General features: G+C 34.3%; 18 protein-coding genes. 8 read left to right on the forward strand and 10 right to left on the reverse strand.

The window, feature by feature from the left end:
- Positions 1-330 precede the first annotated feature (330 nt).
- From OO775_RS13440 to OO775_RS13470, 7 genes are all read right to left on the reverse strand, one after another.
- A complete protein-coding gene (locus OO775_RS13440) occupies positions 331-1,230 on the reverse strand; it encodes a DNA adenine methylase (protein WP_264847746.1) in 900 nt (299 codons plus the stop codon).
- The gene (locus tag OO775_RS13445; RefSeq protein ID WP_264847747.1) at positions 1,227-2,786 is read right to left on the reverse strand and encodes a ParB N-terminal domain-containing protein; all 1,560 of its coding nucleotides are present in this window, start codon (positions 2,784-2,786) and stop codon (positions 1,227-1,229) included. The genes OO775_RS13440 and OO775_RS13445 overlap by 4 nt, the downstream gene beginning before the upstream one ends.
- Before the next feature lie 153 nt (positions 2,787-2,939).
- The gene (locus OO775_RS13450; RefSeq protein ID WP_264847748.1) at positions 2,940-5,396 is read right to left on the reverse strand and encodes a M1 family metallopeptidase; all 2,457 of its coding nucleotides are present in this window, start codon (positions 5,394-5,396) and stop codon (positions 2,940-2,942) included.
- Between the two features lie 300 nt (positions 5,397-5,696).
- Positions 5,697-6,257 (reverse strand): hypothetical protein, encoded by a 561-nt coding sequence (locus tag OO775_RS13455; protein ID WP_264847749.1) that lies wholly within the window; start codon positions 6,255-6,257, stop codon positions 5,697-5,699.
- 18 nt (positions 6,258-6,275) lie between these two features.
- Positions 6,276-6,719, reverse strand: coding sequence for a VOC family protein (locus tag OO775_RS13460; protein WP_264847750.1), 444 nt, complete (start codon positions 6,717-6,719; stop codon positions 6,276-6,278).
- A 178-nt stretch (positions 6,720-6,897) separates the two neighbouring features.
- Entirely contained in the window at positions 6,898-8,568 is a 1,671-nt protein-coding gene (locus OO775_RS13465; RefSeq protein WP_264847751.1) for a DUF6035 family protein, read from the reverse strand.
- Between the two features lie 32 nt (positions 8,569-8,600).
- Entirely contained in the window at positions 8,601-9,356 is a 756-nt protein-coding gene (locus OO775_RS13470) for a helix-turn-helix domain-containing protein (RefSeq protein ID WP_264847752.1), read from the reverse strand.
- 560 nt (positions 9,357-9,916) lie between these two features.
- Here OO775_RS13470 and OO775_RS13475 point away from each other — a divergent pair.
- The 5 genes from OO775_RS13475 to OO775_RS13495 all read left to right on the forward strand — a co-directional run bounded on the left by OO775_RS13475 (position 9,917) and on the right by OO775_RS13495 (position 12,443).
- Positions 9,917-10,183 (forward strand): DUF6597 domain-containing transcriptional factor, encoded by a 267-nt coding sequence (locus OO775_RS13475; RefSeq protein WP_264847753.1) that lies wholly within the window; start codon positions 9,917-9,919, stop codon positions 10,181-10,183.
- A gap of 3 nt (positions 10,184-10,186) precedes the next feature.
- The gene (locus tag OO775_RS13480) at positions 10,187-10,660 is read left to right on the forward strand and encodes a helix-turn-helix domain-containing protein (RefSeq protein ID WP_264847754.1); all 474 of its coding nucleotides are present in this window, start codon (positions 10,187-10,189) and stop codon (positions 10,658-10,660) included.
- A 35-nt stretch (positions 10,661-10,695) separates the two neighbouring features.
- Complete coding sequence (locus tag OO775_RS13485; protein ID WP_264847755.1) at positions 10,696-11,118, forward strand: VOC family protein; 423 nt, start codon at positions 10,696-10,698, stop codon at positions 11,116-11,118.
- A gap of 2 nt (positions 11,119-11,120) precedes the next feature.
- The gene (locus OO775_RS13490; RefSeq protein WP_264847756.1) at positions 11,121-11,474 is read left to right on the forward strand and encodes an MmcQ/YjbR family DNA-binding protein; all 354 of its coding nucleotides are present in this window, start codon (positions 11,121-11,123) and stop codon (positions 11,472-11,474) included.
- A gap of 234 nt (positions 11,475-11,708) precedes the next feature.
- Positions 11,709-12,443 carry an alpha/beta fold hydrolase gene (locus tag OO775_RS13495; protein ID WP_264847757.1) on the forward strand — a complete coding sequence of 245 codons (735 nt, stop codon included), beginning with the start codon at positions 11,709-11,711 and terminating at the stop codon, positions 12,441-12,443.
- 26 nt (positions 12,444-12,469) lie between these two features.
- On the opposite strand, the gene OO775_RS13500 is transcribed toward OO775_RS13495, so the two are convergent.
- The 3 genes from OO775_RS13500 to OO775_RS13510 form a co-directional block, all read right to left on the reverse strand.
- Positions 12,470-13,642: an ABC transporter permease gene (locus tag OO775_RS13500; RefSeq protein ID WP_264847758.1), complete on the reverse strand. Its 1,173-nt coding sequence runs from the start codon at positions 13,640-13,642 to the stop codon at positions 12,470-12,472.
- Positions 13,632-14,792 carry an ABC transporter permease gene (locus tag OO775_RS13505; RefSeq protein ID WP_264847759.1) on the reverse strand — a complete coding sequence of 387 codons (1,161 nt, stop codon included), beginning with the start codon at positions 14,790-14,792 and terminating at the stop codon, positions 13,632-13,634. The genes OO775_RS13500 and OO775_RS13505 overlap by 11 nt, the downstream gene beginning before the upstream one ends.
- 135 nt (positions 14,793-14,927) lie before the next feature.
- Positions 14,928-15,254, reverse strand: a complete 327-nt coding sequence (locus OO775_RS13510; RefSeq protein ID WP_264847760.1) for a Fic family protein — start codon at positions 15,252-15,254, stop codon at positions 14,928-14,930.
- 14 nt (positions 15,255-15,268) lie between these two features.
- On the opposite strand from OO775_RS13510, the gene OO775_RS13515 reads away from it, so the two are divergent.
- Genes OO775_RS13515 through OO775_RS13525 form a run of 3 tightly spaced genes read left to right on the forward strand, consistent with a single transcriptional unit; the run spans position 15,269 to position 17,344 of the window.
- Positions 15,269-16,066: a hypothetical protein gene (locus OO775_RS13515; RefSeq protein ID WP_264847761.1), complete on the forward strand. Its 798-nt coding sequence runs from the start codon at positions 15,269-15,271 to the stop codon at positions 16,064-16,066.
- Between the two features lie 14 nt (positions 16,067-16,080).
- Positions 16,081-16,611: a hypothetical protein gene (locus OO775_RS13520; protein WP_264847762.1), complete on the forward strand. Its 531-nt coding sequence runs from the start codon at positions 16,081-16,083 to the stop codon at positions 16,609-16,611.
- A gap of 13 nt (positions 16,612-16,624) precedes the next feature.
- Entirely contained in the window at positions 16,625-17,344 is a 720-nt protein-coding gene (locus OO775_RS13525) for a hypothetical protein (RefSeq protein ID WP_264847763.1), read from the forward strand.
- Positions 17,345-17,432: the final 88 nt, after the last annotated feature.

The raw sequence follows: 17,432 nt of genomic DNA on the forward strand, positions 1-17,432 counted from the left end.
GAATTATTACCAGAGGATGATTATTAATGGTAGAATTTTTGTATATATTTACAAATCAATTAAATAGTATAACATAAATTAGTAAGTTGAATTATCTAACAAAATCGCTTTACTTTTGCTCAAATCTCAATTTCACGGATTATAACAATGGAAAAATTTATCAATTATATACGAACCTTAGTTGCGAACTATCCTTTATTACTTTGTTAATCAAAGAGAATTGAAAAAAAATACAAATCAACAACTTGCAAAGAATACTCGAAAATCTGAAAATTTTGGACGAGGATAAAAAACTATTTTACTGTTTTTTTGTTTAATTTGGGCTTGTTTTTATATTTTTTCCTTGTATATTATTTTCTTATTGAACAACTTATAATTTAAAGGATTCCAATCTTTTTCTTGTGGTTGTTTTAGTTTGTTGGAAAAAAATAAAATTTCCCGCCCATCCCTAGAATCATATGCAGTATGTTTAAATGAGTATTCTTTTTTTGAAAATTCTTTATATAGCTCTTTAATCTCAGGTACATTATCGTAAGAAACAATCCAATGTATATTTTGAATATTTTTTATTTTTTTACTTACTTCTTTATGATCTCCATATTGATAATGATTCATATACAATGTACTGGCTTTTAAGTAATAAGGAGGGTCAAAATAAAATATGGTATTATTACCTTTGGTTTCTTTCTGAATTTTATCGATGAGATTTACAGCATCTTCATTATACAAGTGAATATCTTTTTTTCTTTTTGCAATTTTTTTCACTCGATTAATAAGATCAACTTTATTAAACCTACAATCCATAAGGTAGTTTCCGTTTTGCCTTATTCCTCCTATGACTCCTGCATTAATTATCCCAGATCTATTGGTTCTGTTTAAATAAAAAGTAGAAAAACCTAGTTCTAATAAATCGGCTTTTTCTTTTCTACTTTGAATAGATTTCTGTTTTCTCCATTCTTCGATGGAGAATTCCGCTTGTTCAATTAAATAGCAAAGCTTTTCTGTATTATTCAAAACAGAATGCCAAAATGCATATATTGACCTATCTTTATCATTGATTGTTATTTTGGATACATATCCTTCCATTAATAGGAATAGAGCCACCGAGGCACCACCCGAATAGGGTTCCACATAATGTCCATTAATATCATTATCGATACAGATTTTTGCTATAAATGCGGACAGCTTATTTTTTCCGCCAGGATATCTCAAAGGTGAATAATGCATCATTCATTATTTAAATTATCAGAAAGAGATATAAATAACGGTTCCAGAATATTCCAAGCTCTTTTATTTACATTAAAATCAATAATGTAATTAATGTTGTGTACAGCTAAATCTAAGCCTTGTTTTACATTTTCAACATAGTCACTGATACTTTTTAATTTACTAGTATCACAAATCAGTTTTGCTAAATGTTGTTTTTTTATATAATCTAACATTGTTTTTAAGCTACTATTTATGTACTCCTTATTATCATTAAATTTGAGTATTTCCATTATTTTTTTAGTATCCATTTCTTCATTTATGCCATATGTACCTTTTAAATATTTAGTAAGAGTACTAATTTTTGCTTCTGTATTTTTTCTTCTTTCTTCGATTATTTTTCTGTGAAAATCTTCAGTTAAATTCTTTTTTTCGATGTAATGGTATAGAACTTGCTCTAAATATGTTCTTAATAAAATAGCAAAAGAATATTCTCTTTCAATTGGCAAAGATTTTAATTCATAAAACAATGAATTCAATTTTTCATTTTCAAAATAAATATAGCAATCACGAGAAATAATGCGTTTTGGTGTATTGGAGCTTGTTCTAGTTTTTCGTCTTGGGTTGGTTTTCTTTTTTTCTTCCTCCAAGTTTTTTCTATTCTCGGATGTTTTACCTTTTTTTGTGTTTTGATTATTACCTACCCCAAAATCAAATAAAGGATTTTGTCTTAAACTTTCTATATATTCCTTTTTTTGACTTTCATTGTTAAATTCTCTTGAAAAACCAGCACTAGTTAATAACTCTTCAAAAATATATAATAGCCTCTTATTAAACTCTTCGACAGGAATTTTAATATTCAAACTTCCATCTTCTTCCGAAAAATCTATACCTAAAAATTCTTGACCTTCTTTATAATCATAAAATCTTTCAAGGTTAGTTATATCAAAATTTGAAATCTCTATAAACTCTCCATTTTCTTCTAAATATAATTGTTGAGCCTCAAAAAATAAATTATATGCTTTCAAATATTTTTTAACCCTACTAGGTGTCTCATTTAACAACTCGCATATGTCATTTAAACTTAATCCATCTTTATAATACATATCTGCGACAAAAGAATATTGATTTCCTGTCTTCCATTTCTTCAAGGTTTCTCCTCTATGTCGGCTATAAATAATTGGGTTAGCTAAAATTCTATTGGGGGCAATATAACATCTTTTTGAATTAACAGAAAAATTATTATCTGAGATATTTTTTAATAAAATATTTGCTTTTGTTTCTGGTAAATATTTTTTAGGATTCTGCAAAAGCTTTAACGCTGCTACCCTTCTATTTCCTTCTAGCACAATTTTCTTATCTCCCTCTATACATATTATTGGCTCTTCTCCAACATAATAACCTTCCTCTGAAATTTTTTTAGCTAATTCATAAACCCCTTCATTTTCTATAAGAAACTTCATAATCTGGTTTTGGTTTAGAGCTTTTCCGTAATAATTAATTCTAGGATTTTGTAAATCAAGATTTAAAGAACTTAATTTATATTCGAATGTTTCCCAGTTAGAATAATCTTGATACATAATTTATATTTTATAAATTTTTGTTGAGTTAGTTCAAAAAACACGATACCAGCCACAAAATTATAATAATTTTCTGTATGTCAAATATTTCTGATTAAAAATATTTGCTTGTAAAAACCTTTTCAAATTTCCTTTTCATTAAAAAAATCCCGATTAAAACAAGGCTTTTACTTCTTCTAATAGCTGTATCTGTTGTTGTACGGAGGCGGTTGGGGGGAGTTTTCGTTTGGCGGCGATGCCCTCGTCCAGAACTCTGATGGTGGCTTTGTTGGCTTTTGAACCTTTGTCGGAATACGGAGCCGCCGCTCTGAAAGATTTGGCAATAATTTCTACCAAAACCTTATCGTCTAAACTCATTGCCCATAGGTAGCCCTTGCGGAAAATTTCAGCTTGTTTCGGGTTGTCCTTTTCTATGAACGGATAATAAATGATGTACAGAAGCACTTTTGGTAAATATTTCTCCATTTTGTTGTCCACGATTACGGAAAATACCCAAACCAATTGGTCGGAAGTGAAATTTTCGGGAGCGGATTTTAATAGGAAGTTTTTAGCTCGTGTAGGGTCTATTTTGCCGATGCCGTTGAGCGCTGCATTTTGTATGGCTGCCGAATGTACGCCCAAAGCATTTTCGAAAACGGGTAAATATTTTCGGTTTTGGGTCGCTGCCAAAGTCCACATTGCTGCCGATTTTACCAAATTTTTTGGGTCGGTTTTGGCAATTTTTTCTATCTCGGCAAATTCTTTTTTGCTCAATTTCTGACCTGCCAAAGCATTCAAGGCTTTAATTCGAACTTGATAGAAAGGGTCTTTTATCGATTTCATTAACAATGGATTATCCTGATTTTCTTCTGCAAATTCTACCGCTTGCCATCTGCTTTTGAAATCTTTGGCGTGTTGGTACTGAAAGGCGTATTCAGCAGGGGTTTTGTACGATGCTTCCACCCAAATAAGAACACCTCTCGGATTGACATTCACCAAATTAGGGTTTTTCTTCGCCGAGAAATAAAATTCGTTTTCCTTTTGAGCTTTTACCCAAACTTGGTGTCGGTGGTAAGTTCCGTTTTCATAAATATCCACTTCTAAAGGAAACTCAAAAAGCACATCTTCTTCCTGATTTTGAATGATTTTCAAATGAACTTTTTGCGTTTTTGCATCGTAATTTTTTTCCACAGCCACGAAAGGATGCCCGTGAGAGAAAAACCACTGATTGAAAAACCAATTGAGGTCTTTTCCACTAACTTTTTCGAAGGAAAGTCTTAGCTGGTGGGCTTCTCCTGTGCCGAATTCATAAGTTTTTAGGAAGTCTGTAATCCCTTGAAAAAAAGCCTCATCGCCCAAATAATCGCGAAGCATATGCAGAATCGCACCGCCTTTGTTGTACGAAACCAAATCGAACATATCTTCCTTATCATCGTACCCAAAACGCACCAGATTTTTCAGAAAATCTGTTGAGCGGTGGCGGTATTGTCCCACTTTATTGTTGAGGTGATAGTCGGCGGCATCTTTTCCGTATTTGTATTCGTACCAAAGATATTCGGAATAATTGGCAAAAGATTCATTGATGGTGAGGTTTGCCCAGCTTTCGGTGGTTACCAAATCGCCAAACCAATGATGCCCCATTTCGTGAGCGATGATGGCTTCCCAATAGTTTTCATCTGCCAAAACTTCGCTCGGCTGATGGGCAGACTCGGCGTGACTTACCGCTGTGGTATTTTCCATTGCCCCTGCCACAAAATCGCGAACTACCATTTGAGCGTATTTCTGCCAAGGGAAATCATATCCGAATTTTTTAGAGTAAAACTCCATCATTTCCGCCGTATGCCCAAAAATTTTCTTTGCCACCAATTCGTATTCTTTTTCCACATAATAATCCACGGGAATCGTGCCTCGCCACGGGGTGTCCTTCACTACGGCGAAATCGCCCACGCCCATAAAGAAGAGGTACGGAGCGTGTGGTTTATCCATCACCCAATGGTCTGTGCGTAGGTGATTGGCTTCTTTTACGGAAGATTTTAAAATCCCGTTGGACAGCGTTACGAATTTATCGGGAACAGTCATATAAATTTCCTGTGTGGTCTTTTGGTTGGGCTTATCGATAGTGGGAAACCAGCACGATGAAGATTCGGTTTCGCCCTGCGTCCAAATTTGGGTAGGCACATCAGGAATTTCTCCTTTCGGATTGATGAAATACAAACCTTTAGCATCACTTCTTGTCCCCTCTTTTTCAATGACTTTTTCAGGCTGTGCCGTATAGCGAATGTACACGGTGTAGTTTTCGTTTTTCTGATAGATTTTATCCAATTTTATTTTCAGAAAATCCTTTTCATAGGCATATTTCAGCGGTTGGTCATTGAGTTTTACCTCGTGGATGAGCATCGACTTGGCATCTAAAATAAGGCTATCGGTGGCATAAAAATAAGGCGAAGCTGTGAGCCATTCCTCCCCATTTAGGGTTTGATTTTCAAAGTTAAAGCCTACTTTGAGTTTGGTATGTTGGAGTTTGGTTTTCATTTCGGGAGTCGCTCGGTGAAGGATTCTCCCCGAAGTATCGGTTTGGGCGTAAAGGCAAGTTCCACCCCATAAAGCAATGGCAAAAAGTATGTATTTCATATTATCCTTTTTTGGTGCAAAAATACAATGTTTTTTGAAGTGGGATACGATTTTTGAATTTAAAATTACTGAGATAAAAGTCTTCGACTTCGCTCAGACTGACACGAAATTTTTCTTGTTGAGCAGGGAGGAAGTGTTTGTACCTATTATAGTTATGCTAAATCCTAAAAATATTTGGTTTTGTGTGAATTGTTTAAAAAAGAAAAACGCTCCTTGGTAAGGGCGTTTTTTGGTGTATCTTTTGGTTATGGCTCTATCCTGTCTCTATCGTTTCTCTATCTCTTTTGTAGTTTGAAAAATTTATAGCTGGACTTCTTTTTCAGTTAGGTTGTCAGGGTTATCAGTAGTACGGACGATAATTTTATCGCCTGAAAGATTGGGATTGTTGACTGTTGTGGTGTAAATCCATTCCAAACCATTGTCAATAGCGTTTCCTTTTTCGACTAATGTTCCTTCGGAATTTTGAATTTCAACGGTTACTGCTTTTACTGCAAAATCATCATAAGCCTTGATTTTGATAAGGTCGCCCACTTGCCCTGTGTATGCTGAAAGGTCAATTTGTTCAATTTTTGGAGCGTTCATCAGGTCGGCAATGGCGATGTTGTAGCTATTTAAGCCTTCTTTTTTGGCGGCTGCCTTATCATACATTTGTTTGGTGGTAGGGTTTTGCAATGCTCCTTTGGCATAAATGACCGCTTTTTGGAATTTTTGATGATGCTCTTTTTGTTTGTCTGAAAATTCTGCTTTGCGTTTGGGAGCTTTGGAAACAATGGTTTTCCCGTTTCGTTGTGAGAAGACTAAAATATCTCCCACTTTCCCACTCAATCCGTGGGTTACGATGTTGTTCCTTGATTGTGCCATAATTATAATACTTTGGAATTATTGAAAATCATCGAGTTTTTTCATTGCTTCTACAAGTGAATCGTGTATGTAAGTCATATCCGAATCAGATTCTAATGCCCATACAGCATCGGTTTCTTCGGTGTTTTCTTCTGAAAACCAATCGGATTCGTCATATTCCGACAACTCAAAAAGCCACCATAAATTGCCTTGCGGGTCGATGAAGCGAGCTAATTTCCCTCCATAAAAATCGGTAGGCTGGGTAACAACAGTGGCTCCGAGTGATTCGGCGGTTGCGAGTTTTCTATCTATATCATTCACATAGACTTGCAATAGAGAGGGCGTATGTTTCCAACCTTCTTTTCGGTCGAAAATAATAATCGTAGTATCGCCAATGGTTATACTACTGTTGAAAATCTTTCCGTCGGATTGGCTGATTGCCAAAGCGTTTTTATCTTCTTGAGCATCAAAAACTTTCTCCAACACGGGTATCTTGTGTGGAAATGAGGGCGTTTACGATGTGGCTTCCTTGCGGTACATTTACTTTTTCAGTCATTTTTCTACAAATTAAAAATTGAGGCAAAGCTATCCCGAATTTGTGTGCTGAAATTGTACCGAAACGACATTTTCAATTTATTTTCACAAATAATATCTTAAAAATTTATTTAACATATATCTCAGAAAAATAAAGGTCATTAAAAACGTTATCAAAATCATATTTTTGTTTTGGAATATTGGAATAAAAACCTTGAAGTTTTGCTTGAAATGTTCCTTTTTTATCAAGTTCTATAAGTTCATTCCAAAGTTCAAATTTTTTAAATGTTAATTCCAAATATTCCCAGTATTCGCTATAATGTTGTATTGCATTATTCGCAAAAGAAATCCATTTATTCCCTGTAAATTTATAATAGATTAATTGTTTCTTTTTTGCAGATTCAATAATAAAAAGTAACTTATCGAACTTAAAAACATCATCAACAAGAGTTCTGTTTATAAGTCTATTACATAATTTATAAATATAAACATAATATGATAAATTCTCTTGTTTTTCTAAAAGTTCGTTTAGAAAAATATTGTCCGAATCGGTTAATTTATATCCCGCTTTAAAAAGAGATTTAATGGGCAAATTTTTATCAATACTATTATTTAAAAGAATTGCTTGAAATGGAGTTTTACCTGAACTATCAGGTTTGTTGATGTCCAATTCGATTTCTTTACTTTGTAAAATAAATTCAATAAATTTTACATCTCCCTGAGTTGCACTATCTATCCACTCAATCAAAGGATTCTTTGTTCTCTCTTTGAATTTCAGGTATTTATTGAGAACTTCAACTTCAAAATCATCCATTTCTTCAAGTTCTTGAACTATACGATCAAATTTTTGGATTTTTCTATCTCTATATTCTTTTATTAATTTAATTAATTCATTAGCCTTATATTTTGCATTATTTAACTTGGTTTCCTCTGCCTTTTTTCTTTCGGATTCTTCTATCTCTTTCTTCTTTATCTTTTGAAGTGACTCTTTTTTTATTTTATTGTCCTCAAAATTATAATAGTAAACTTGAAAATCTTGATTGTCATATTTTAATTCATTTAATGGCACAGATTTTTTCGACCATCTAGTTCGTAGTTTATTATTTTCTGTTAACAGAACATATTTGTATTCACATTCCAGTTTGAATGTTTGAGAATTTTCATTTAACTTAAAAAAGTTCTGATGCTTTGCTAAATATTTTATATCTCGTTCTAATGTTCCTTGATTATGAACATCGTAGTTATCAAGAATCCAAATAAGATAAATGCCGTGTTTTTTATAAAACTCATAACGACTCAATATATAACTAAGTGGTAAATCTGATAGCTGAATTTCAAAAACAATCTCTTTATCTTGGAATTTACAATATACATCTGGACGCCTTTTTTCGTCATCTTTCATTATAAATTTGTCATCAATGGCAATAGAATCCAAATCAACCCCTTCAACCGATTTCAATAATTGTCCAATTTTATTTTTAAGTTCCTTGTGTCTGAAACTTTCTTTCCCTCTCAAAATTTCGGTGAAATGTTTATGCTCTTGGGGAGTTAGTCGCTCATCAGATAAAATACAATAGCTATGTCCAGGTTTATGTTTAAAATGTAATCTGTCGTATTTGCTTCCTGAAACTACCAATTCTTGCTGACACTCACAACAAGAAAGGGGCAACTCACCAGTTTGATATTTTTTCCTAATTTGAAAAGCATCTTTGGTATTATTAAACACTTCATCTGCATCAAGAATTTCTCCTGTTGACTTATCAAGGGCAATTTTTATTGAACGATTATATTGTTTCATAGCACATAATATTTATATATTTCTTTTAACAACTACATAAACATTATAAAATCTTTCGGGCTTCTTCCTGTAAATTCTTTAAAATCGTGATTAAAATGAGCTTGGTCGTAGTAACCAAATCGATAGGCAATTTCGGTAAGGTTTTCTTTATTTTTAGTATGTTGTAAATATCCAAACACTTGCTCAAAGCGTTTGATTTTGGTATATTTTTGCAATGAAAATCCGGTGTAATCTTTAAAATTTCGTTCAAACTGACGCTCCGAAAGTGCCAAGTTTTTTGCCGAAAAATCGCGAGAAATCGCATCAGAATGGATAACCTTTTCTATTAGTTGATATTTCGCAGGTACATCTTTTATTTTTTGGATAATAAACGAAGAAAATAAAGCAATCGACTCTTCTATGGAACAGGCATTGATGATATTATTTGTAAGGACATCACCTTCATTTCCAAAAAGTTGCCCCAAAGAAATACTTTGTTCATTAAGTTGAAAAGCGGGCATTTTTAGGGTTAGAAGAAAAATAGACGGGCGCACCCGAATGCCAAAAAGTTTCGCTTTTGAATGAAGCGTTTGGTAATTGGAAAATGATGTTTTCTGACCAAAAACAACGCCATTTTGAGATAATTCTTGATGATTTTGTGTATTTTGTATCGTTCCCTGACAAAAGAAAACCAAATCCGTAAATGTGGAAGCAGGCGAAAAATATTGGAAATAGTTGTCCGTTTCGCTTATCCAAAAAAACGCGACATATTTTTGCAAAATAGGATGAGGCTGAATTTGGCGGTACATTTTACTTCTTTATAGCGATGTGATGTAGGTTTTCTGCAAAAATAGAAAGGAAAAGCCTACTTACAAAAAAATCCTGCCCGAAGACAAGATTTTGAAGTGTTTTTCCAATAAAGCAAACTTATTTCTTTTATATTCTTATTATCATATTCTTACTATTTTCTTAATTTCATTCCGAAAACCACAATCGGAGTGTTCATAGGGTTTCCGTAAGGTGTCTGTAAGATGTCCGTAAGGTTGTCCTAAGAAAATCGTATTACGAATATTTTAATTTTTTAAGAAGTTTTTTGAGAATATATAAACCGCCAACGAAGGGTTTCCGTAAACTAAAAACCGACTTTTCAGGAAGGTTTTTATGACACTCTTATCATTCAGAATGGAGTTTTCATCGTATTTTTAAAGCGTGAGATTTATTTATCTTACTGATTTATAGAATTATATATTAGGGCGAAAGAAAACAAAGTTGAAAATAATATACAGATGATATAAGTTTTATAGATACAAATGTTGTACTTTTGTCTCGTGAATAAGATGTTTATGCCATCTTAAAAGACATTGCGTCAATGAAATACAGAGAAATAAAACCCATTGGATTCTTGACGAACTTTATTCAAAGTTTTTGGGAATACGAAACATTTAATACAGAATTTGAACATACCATTATTCCAGACGGATACTTTGACCTTATTGTAGAATTTGAAAGCAATTCATTTAAACAAATAAAACTAACTGGGGTTTGGATAGAGCCTGTTAATGTAGTAATACCGAAATCAACTAAACTTTTTGGTATTCGTTTCAAACTTTTAGCAGCTGAATATATATTTCAGTGAGAAATGAAATCTATTCTGAATACAAACATAATTTTACACGATACATTCTGGAATATATTAAATTATCAAACCAATGATTTTGAAATATTTGTTTCAGAAATCTCGAATCATTTGGAAAATTCAATCAAACATTTAAAGGAAATAGACAGCAGAAAACTCAAACTTTTTGAATTAGTTTATCAAAGACAAAATTTATCCGTTGAAGAACTTTCAAAAAATGTATTTTGGAGCAGCCGACAGATAAATCGTTATTTTAATCAGATGTTTGGATTTTCATTGAAGCCATTTTTAAACATTATTCGTTGTAACTCTTCATATAAAGACATCTCGAAAGGAACTCTTTACCCAAATGAAAATTATTTTGACCAAGCTCATTTCATTAAAGAAATAAAAAAACATACAGGAAAGACACCGAGAGAATTGTTAAAAAACGAGAATGTCCGATTTTTACAATTAGCAACCAAGTTCAACGAGTAATTTTGCATTATAAACATAAAAGAAAAGGTTTTATTATGAAGATTACAAAACTTACCCCAAATTTTGAAGTAACGGATGTGGAAAAATCGGTTGCTTATTACGAAGAAAACTTCGGTTTCAAGTTGATTATGACCGTTCCCGTAACTCAAGACGGAATTGAACAAAGTTTTTCCGAAGGTAAAGAATATGTTTATGCTATGATGCAAAAAGATAATGTTGAAATTTTCTTTCAACGCACCGACACATTTAAGGAAGATGTTGTTTTCGCAACAGGGTTACCAATCGGAGCTTCCGTTTCTTTTTATATGGATATTAAAGGGATAGACGAATTTCATCAACAAATGAAAACAAAAAACTTAGAAATAACCGAATTAAAAACAACTTGGTACGGAATGAAGGAGTTTTATCTAAAAGACATTAATGGATACATTCTTGGATTTGCCGAAAAAGCTGAATAATAATGAATATTGAAGAATTGAGAAATTTTTGCTTATCATTAAAAGGCGTAGAAGAGTCTATGCCTTTTGACGATAAAACGCTTGTGTTTTTCATAAAAGGAAAAATGTTTTGTGCCACCAACATAAATACTTATGAGTTTGTTAATTTAAAATACGAACCTGACAAAGCTATCCAGTTACGAGAACAATATGAGGAAGTGATTGAAGGATATTATATGAATAAGAAACACTGGAACAGTATAAAAACCAAAGGAAAAATTACTGATAAACAGTTTAAAGAATGGATAAAGGATTCCTATGATTTGGTTGTATCCGGACTTCCAAAGAAAATACAAAAAGAACTTAACGATGAATAAAAACGATATATAACAGGCGTTTGGTTCAATGACGAAAATTTATCTATACTCTTTAATACTTCGCTTTGGCATTTTATAAAATCCTAAAATGATATACTACCTCTATTTTACTAATTTATAGAATTATATTAGAGCAAAGGAAAAATAATATTGTAACTTTGTATCTTGAATAAGACTTGGCAGTAATTGTAAAAAGACCAAGCATAATAAACAAAAGGGGAAGAGAAATCGAATATGAATAACAACATCGGATTAGTGCTAATACACGGAGCAGGTTTAAACAGCTCAATTTGGGACGAACTAAAATCGGAAATCAATCAAACCTTTTTAACGATTGACTTTCCCAATAGGAAGATTAGCGACAATGCAAATCAAACTCTGACTTTTGATGACTATGTAAATTCAACAATCGAACAAATAAAAAAATGGGATACAAAAAACTTCATAATAGTTGCACATTCAATAGGAGCTTGTGTTGGGCTTAAAGTTGCCGAACAATTCAAAAATGAACTGAAAGGATTTGTTGCTATCGGTTCTGTTATTCCAACAAACGGAAGTTCCTTCATATCTTCCTTAGCATTCCCACAAAAAATGATAATGCCAATTATTTTAAAGTTGTTTGGAACAAAACCACCCAAAAAATCAATAGAATATGAGCTTTGCAACGACTTAACAGACGAGCAAACAACAAAAATAACAACTGAATTTACACCAGAGGCAAAAAGACTATATACAACAAAAATCAATTTTAGTTTACCTAATACTAAGCGACTTTATATCCAATTGACAAATGATAAATCAATGCCTTTTGCATTGCAAAATAAAATGGCGAAAAACTTAAATGCAAACAAAATCGAGACTATCGACACTGGGCATTTGCCAATGTTAAGTAAACCAAAACAATTAGCAACATCTTTATCAGCCTTCGTAAAAGAAATTGAGCAGGACGATAAAACAACGAATTGCTAACAAGGGTTTGGCTTTTATTTTTTGTACTAAAAATTAAGTTTTTTAAACAACATCCTATAAAACATCCATACCGCAAGGACGAAAAACAGTCCGCATACGCCCCAGAGTTTGAGGTAGCTATCTTGAATGCTTAGTAGCGACAATCCGCTTTGGCTCATTGCCAAAAATCCTTTGATGGCGTGGGTACTCGGCAGGATTTGTGCCAACCATTGCAACGGCTCGGGAGGGGCTTCCACAGGCCACGAAATTCCTGCCAAAAGCATCGCTGGAATAGAGGTAAAAGTGATGCTCATCACCGCATCTTCCCGATGTCTGAAAAAGCGAATCAGCGACAATCCCATAAACGAAATCGACAAAAAAAGCGGTAACAAAAAGAGGTATATCTCGGCGTAATTTCCGCGTTGGGGAATGTTAAACAAAGGCATCACCACAAATAGCACTATCGTAATGTAAAAATACGCCGAAAGGGTGTAAGTACTTGCCTTGGCGACTAATATCGTCAGGACATCTTTCAGCGAACGAATGTTGAGTCCCGCTTTTGAAAACTCCTGTTGCTCCCTTGCCGTACCTCCCAAAAGTCCGATGCCCGTAAGCAAAAGCGTTTGAATGATAATCAAATACACCATCGGCATTGCAAAAGTGGCATATCCTCCGTTGGGGTTGAAAAGCGTAACCACTTTGGACTGCACCACTTGCATCGTGTTTTGGGCTTGGCTTACCGACATTCCTTTGGCAGTGAGTCCCTTCAATTCGATACCTGCATTCATATAGCCCAGAGAGGTGGCAACGGCTTTGTACACCTGTTTGTAATACAAAAAATAGGCAGTATCGTAATAACCCGACACGGCAGGACGCTGTTTTTGGAATAATTTCTGTGAAAAATCTTTCGGAATCACAACAATTCCGTGTACTTTTCCTCGATAAAACAATTCTTTGGCTTCTTGAAAATCCGTCGGTTGATGGCTTACGGCAACTTGTTCGGTGGCATCTATCATTCGGCTGAGTTGTCGGCTTTCGGTGGTTCGGCATTCATCTACTACGGCGATTGGCACATCGGTAGGTACTTCGTTGGAATAAACATATGAGTAGCCCAACGCCACCACCAGCGAAATTAGAAACACAGAAACCCATACCGCCGAGTCAGAAAACATACGACGAAATTCGGTAATGAATGTATATAAAAATCGATTATTTCTCATTGTAGCCGTTTTGATGAATTCGTTTTTTGAACTTAGGAAAAACCACGATGACCAAGCTGATAAACACCACAAAAGCGATTAGATTTTCGGTAGAATAGCTCAGCGGAAGCCCTCGCACAGCGGTATTGATATAGCTTTGGATAAAGTGCGTAAAGGGGAAGGTTTTTGCCAAATATTGCACCGCTTCGGGCATTGCTCCCAACGGAAAAGTATATCCCGAAAAGGCAAACGCCAACGCTGCAAATCCGCCACCGTAAGTGAGTGCCGAACGCAAATCTGCCGTAACGGATACGAAAAATACCGCCAACGACTGATTGACCAGCACCAACAAAAAGGAAATAAACACCGTAGCAAGATAGTTGCCCGTCTGCATCGGAATTCCAATCACTTTGAACAAATAAATGTCCATAAGCAATGCCAATATGCAAAAAATAAGAGTATAGGGGAGGGTTTTCCCAAATAGCAACGCCCACGGATTGCCTCCTGCCAACTTCAATTGGTGTCGTGCTTGTCGGTATTTGAACATCGCTCCGAGCGTATAAATACTGATAATCATTACAAACATTTGGAAAAACAACGGCACAAATCCCATACTGAGGAAAAAGTTGTAATTTTTATACGGATTGTAGAGCGTATGAGCGTCGTTTCTGATGGATTGCACCTCGGCAAGGGCTTGGCTTTGGGGCGTTCCTTGTTTCATTCGTTTGTTGACATCGATTCCAGCCGAAAGTGTTCCCACCGTCTGCATAAATGCCGATTGGATAAAACCTGCGGGCATCATATAATTGCCGTTGGTATAGCACAGGGCTTGGGTGGTCTGTCCTTGTAGAATGTTTTTCTCAAAGTCGTTGGGAATGATGATATAGGCATAGACATCGCCTCGTTTGAGTTGGTTTTCAATGGCTTTGGGACTTTCTGCCGTTTCGGAAATCTGCATAATGGTAGTGGCATCGAGCCAACGCACCAGTTGTCTTGACATCGGCGATTGGTCGTAATCGGTAAGGGCTACGGGCAAATTTTTGGGCGTGTCCTCGCGGAAGACATAGCTGAAAAACCCAAAGAAGAGCATCGGCATTAACACGATAAGAAACAAGCGTTTGGGCGACTTGACGATTCGTTTGAGTTCTTGTATGAATATTTCTTTTGACATTTTCTCGGTTGTTGATTGCTTTTTTAGGGGGAGTAATTTCCACTAAAATTCGTCCGCAAAGATACCTTGAAGCAACCACAAAGAGCTGACGCAATTGCGTCAAAGAGGCTTCCAAAAAGGTCAGCCTTGTAGTTTTTATAGAGAAGTAGGTAACATCAAAACAAAGGGCAGAGCCTCGGAGTAATCTAACTCAGTGTATTCCAAACCTAATTTACGAATATTTTGGTAATAGTTATGGTGGTTATTAAAATACATTTTTTCACTCTGGATGAACCACGCTTTCTCTCCTAATTTCTGAGCTAAAAACCATTTTTCAAGCAGTCGTGCTGTGCGTCCGTTGCCATCATTACAAGGGTGTATTTTTACAAAAATCAAGTGAATAAACGAAGCAAAATAAAATATTTCCTCTAAAAAGGGCTTCTTTTTTATCAAAACATCAATATCGTGGAATAGTTTTTCCATTTAAGAGGGATAAAATGAAAAAAGCAAAAATACATAAAACACATTTGGGATCTGTGCCGGCAGTTATGGCTGCTTCATCAGTTGCCAATAGCAAAACGGGAGAAAAAATTATTGATAAATCATTTCGTACCTTTGAAAAGCAACAAGATTTTATGCGAGAATATTTGCCAAAAATATTTATTACAGGTTTAGTCATAAGTGGAATTGTTTTTGGTCCAAAACTATATAAACGTTGGCGAAGAAATTTGTATGCCAAAAAAAATATTAGCAATCCGAATGTACAGGCAGCTTTTATTATTCGCAAAGCTTTCAATAAGATTGAATTTCCAGGTGTACTAAGCTGGGTTTTGCCAGATATAAACCTTTGGACAGACAAGAAAACAATGTTTAACATTGCGGCAAAAGTTACCAATCTTGATGAAGTTTCAAAAGCCTATACGATTTTGTTTGATAGTATTTTGCTTACTAACTTAAAAAATGGTTTTTCGTCCAAAGATTTTGAAAATTTCTTTGAAATTATACAAGGAAAAGACGGCAATCCTGAACCACAACGTATAATACTGGTTGGCAGTGAGGTTTTTTCAGCAAAAAAACAACCGTTTTCTATCAAAAAAGCAATATATGATAAAACACAAAGAAAATGGAAATCTACTAATGAACTATTTGCTACGGTATCTTACAAAGAGAAAATAGGAAAGGTCTACGCGGTTATTCAGTATAACGCACAAAGTCGTTTTTATATTGTTGATAGGGGGCTTTTATCTCGTGGGTATGGTTTGGTATGGGACAAAGAAATAACAGATAAAACTTAATAAAATTATACAAAATGAATACTATATATAAATATTTTTTGTTAGCAATGGGAACACCGATGACTGCAAAAGACATTCGTCCTAAGTTTGTTTCGGAATGCAAAACATGTAAAACCGCCCCAACCACTGATGTTAAAATCCGAAAAGGCGCTGTGTCGTCTCGTATTATTGACAAAGACAAAAATGCACTAATAGGTGCTACTATTCAAAATCTTTCAGCTAAAAACAGAGGGGTTATTGCTTTTGGAGTTATTTCTGATGTCAATGGACATTTTGCTATCAATGCACAAGCCCAAGATGATATAGAAATAAGTTTTGTTGGATTAAAAACACTTCGTTACAAAGCAAACCAAATTCCCAAACTAATAATAATGCAAGAAGATGTACAACAAATAGATGATGTAGTAGTTGTAGCTCCTAAAAAAACAGAAAAAGTATCCGTAGTGCCAAGTTTAAAAAATAAAGTAGATAATAGCAGTTTTTGGTTTTGGGTAGCAGTTTTTGGATTGGCAGGATTGGCTATTTGGCAAACAAATAAAAAATAAAAAAATTAAGGAAATGATAGGAAAAATAAAAACACAGATGTCCTCTAATAATTCACAAGATAATAACCACGAAACGGAAGCTACTGTTTCGCTTATAAATCACTATGAAATTTTTAACCTTGACCATAGAAATACGCAGAAAGATTTTAATGTTAAAGTTCTTGAAAAAATAGGGGAAATTGAACTTGAAAATAGTAGTAGGGTTTTACAAGATTTTTCAATTCAACCCGTAGATTCAGGTAATGTACATAGATATTATTTTTATAAAACTTTTTCGGATAAAACAACCGACAATAGCGGGTATATTGAAGTTCCCAAAAATACAGGCGGCGGTAGTGGAAATATTTATATACCTACTTATTTGAATTTTATGGTCAATGAAGATGCCTCTACAAGTACTTATGTAGAAGGAAAAGCCAATGAGAAAGATGGATTTTCAAGTGCTGATGGGCTAATTCTTGATACTTCGAATAATGAAAATTTGCAATTGCGAGTAGAGCGTTTAACGGGTAAAGAAAAAGTTGTTATCAATGTTAATCCTGATTTGGTTTTAAAGAAACTCAGTATTGCTAATCAAGCACAACGAGGGCAAGAAATTATTCGTATTGATCAAACGGGTATTGATGCAGGAAATAAACCAATACAAAATGTTGCAAAGGCAACAGAAGATACGCAGGTCATTACTCTTGGGCAGCTCAAAGAAATTTTAAAAACCTTAGGCTTCAACATCTAATTATTATGAATATAATTGAAAGTATATTAGCGGTTATAGCTGCTCTATCAGGCGGTAGTATTATAGGTATTTTTTTTGAAAAACGCAA

It is taken from the genome of Capnocytophaga catalasegens, assembly GCF_026005215.1.
Taxonomy (GTDB): Bacteria; Bacteroidota; Bacteroidia; order Flavobacteriales; family Flavobacteriaceae; genus Capnocytophaga; species Capnocytophaga catalasegens.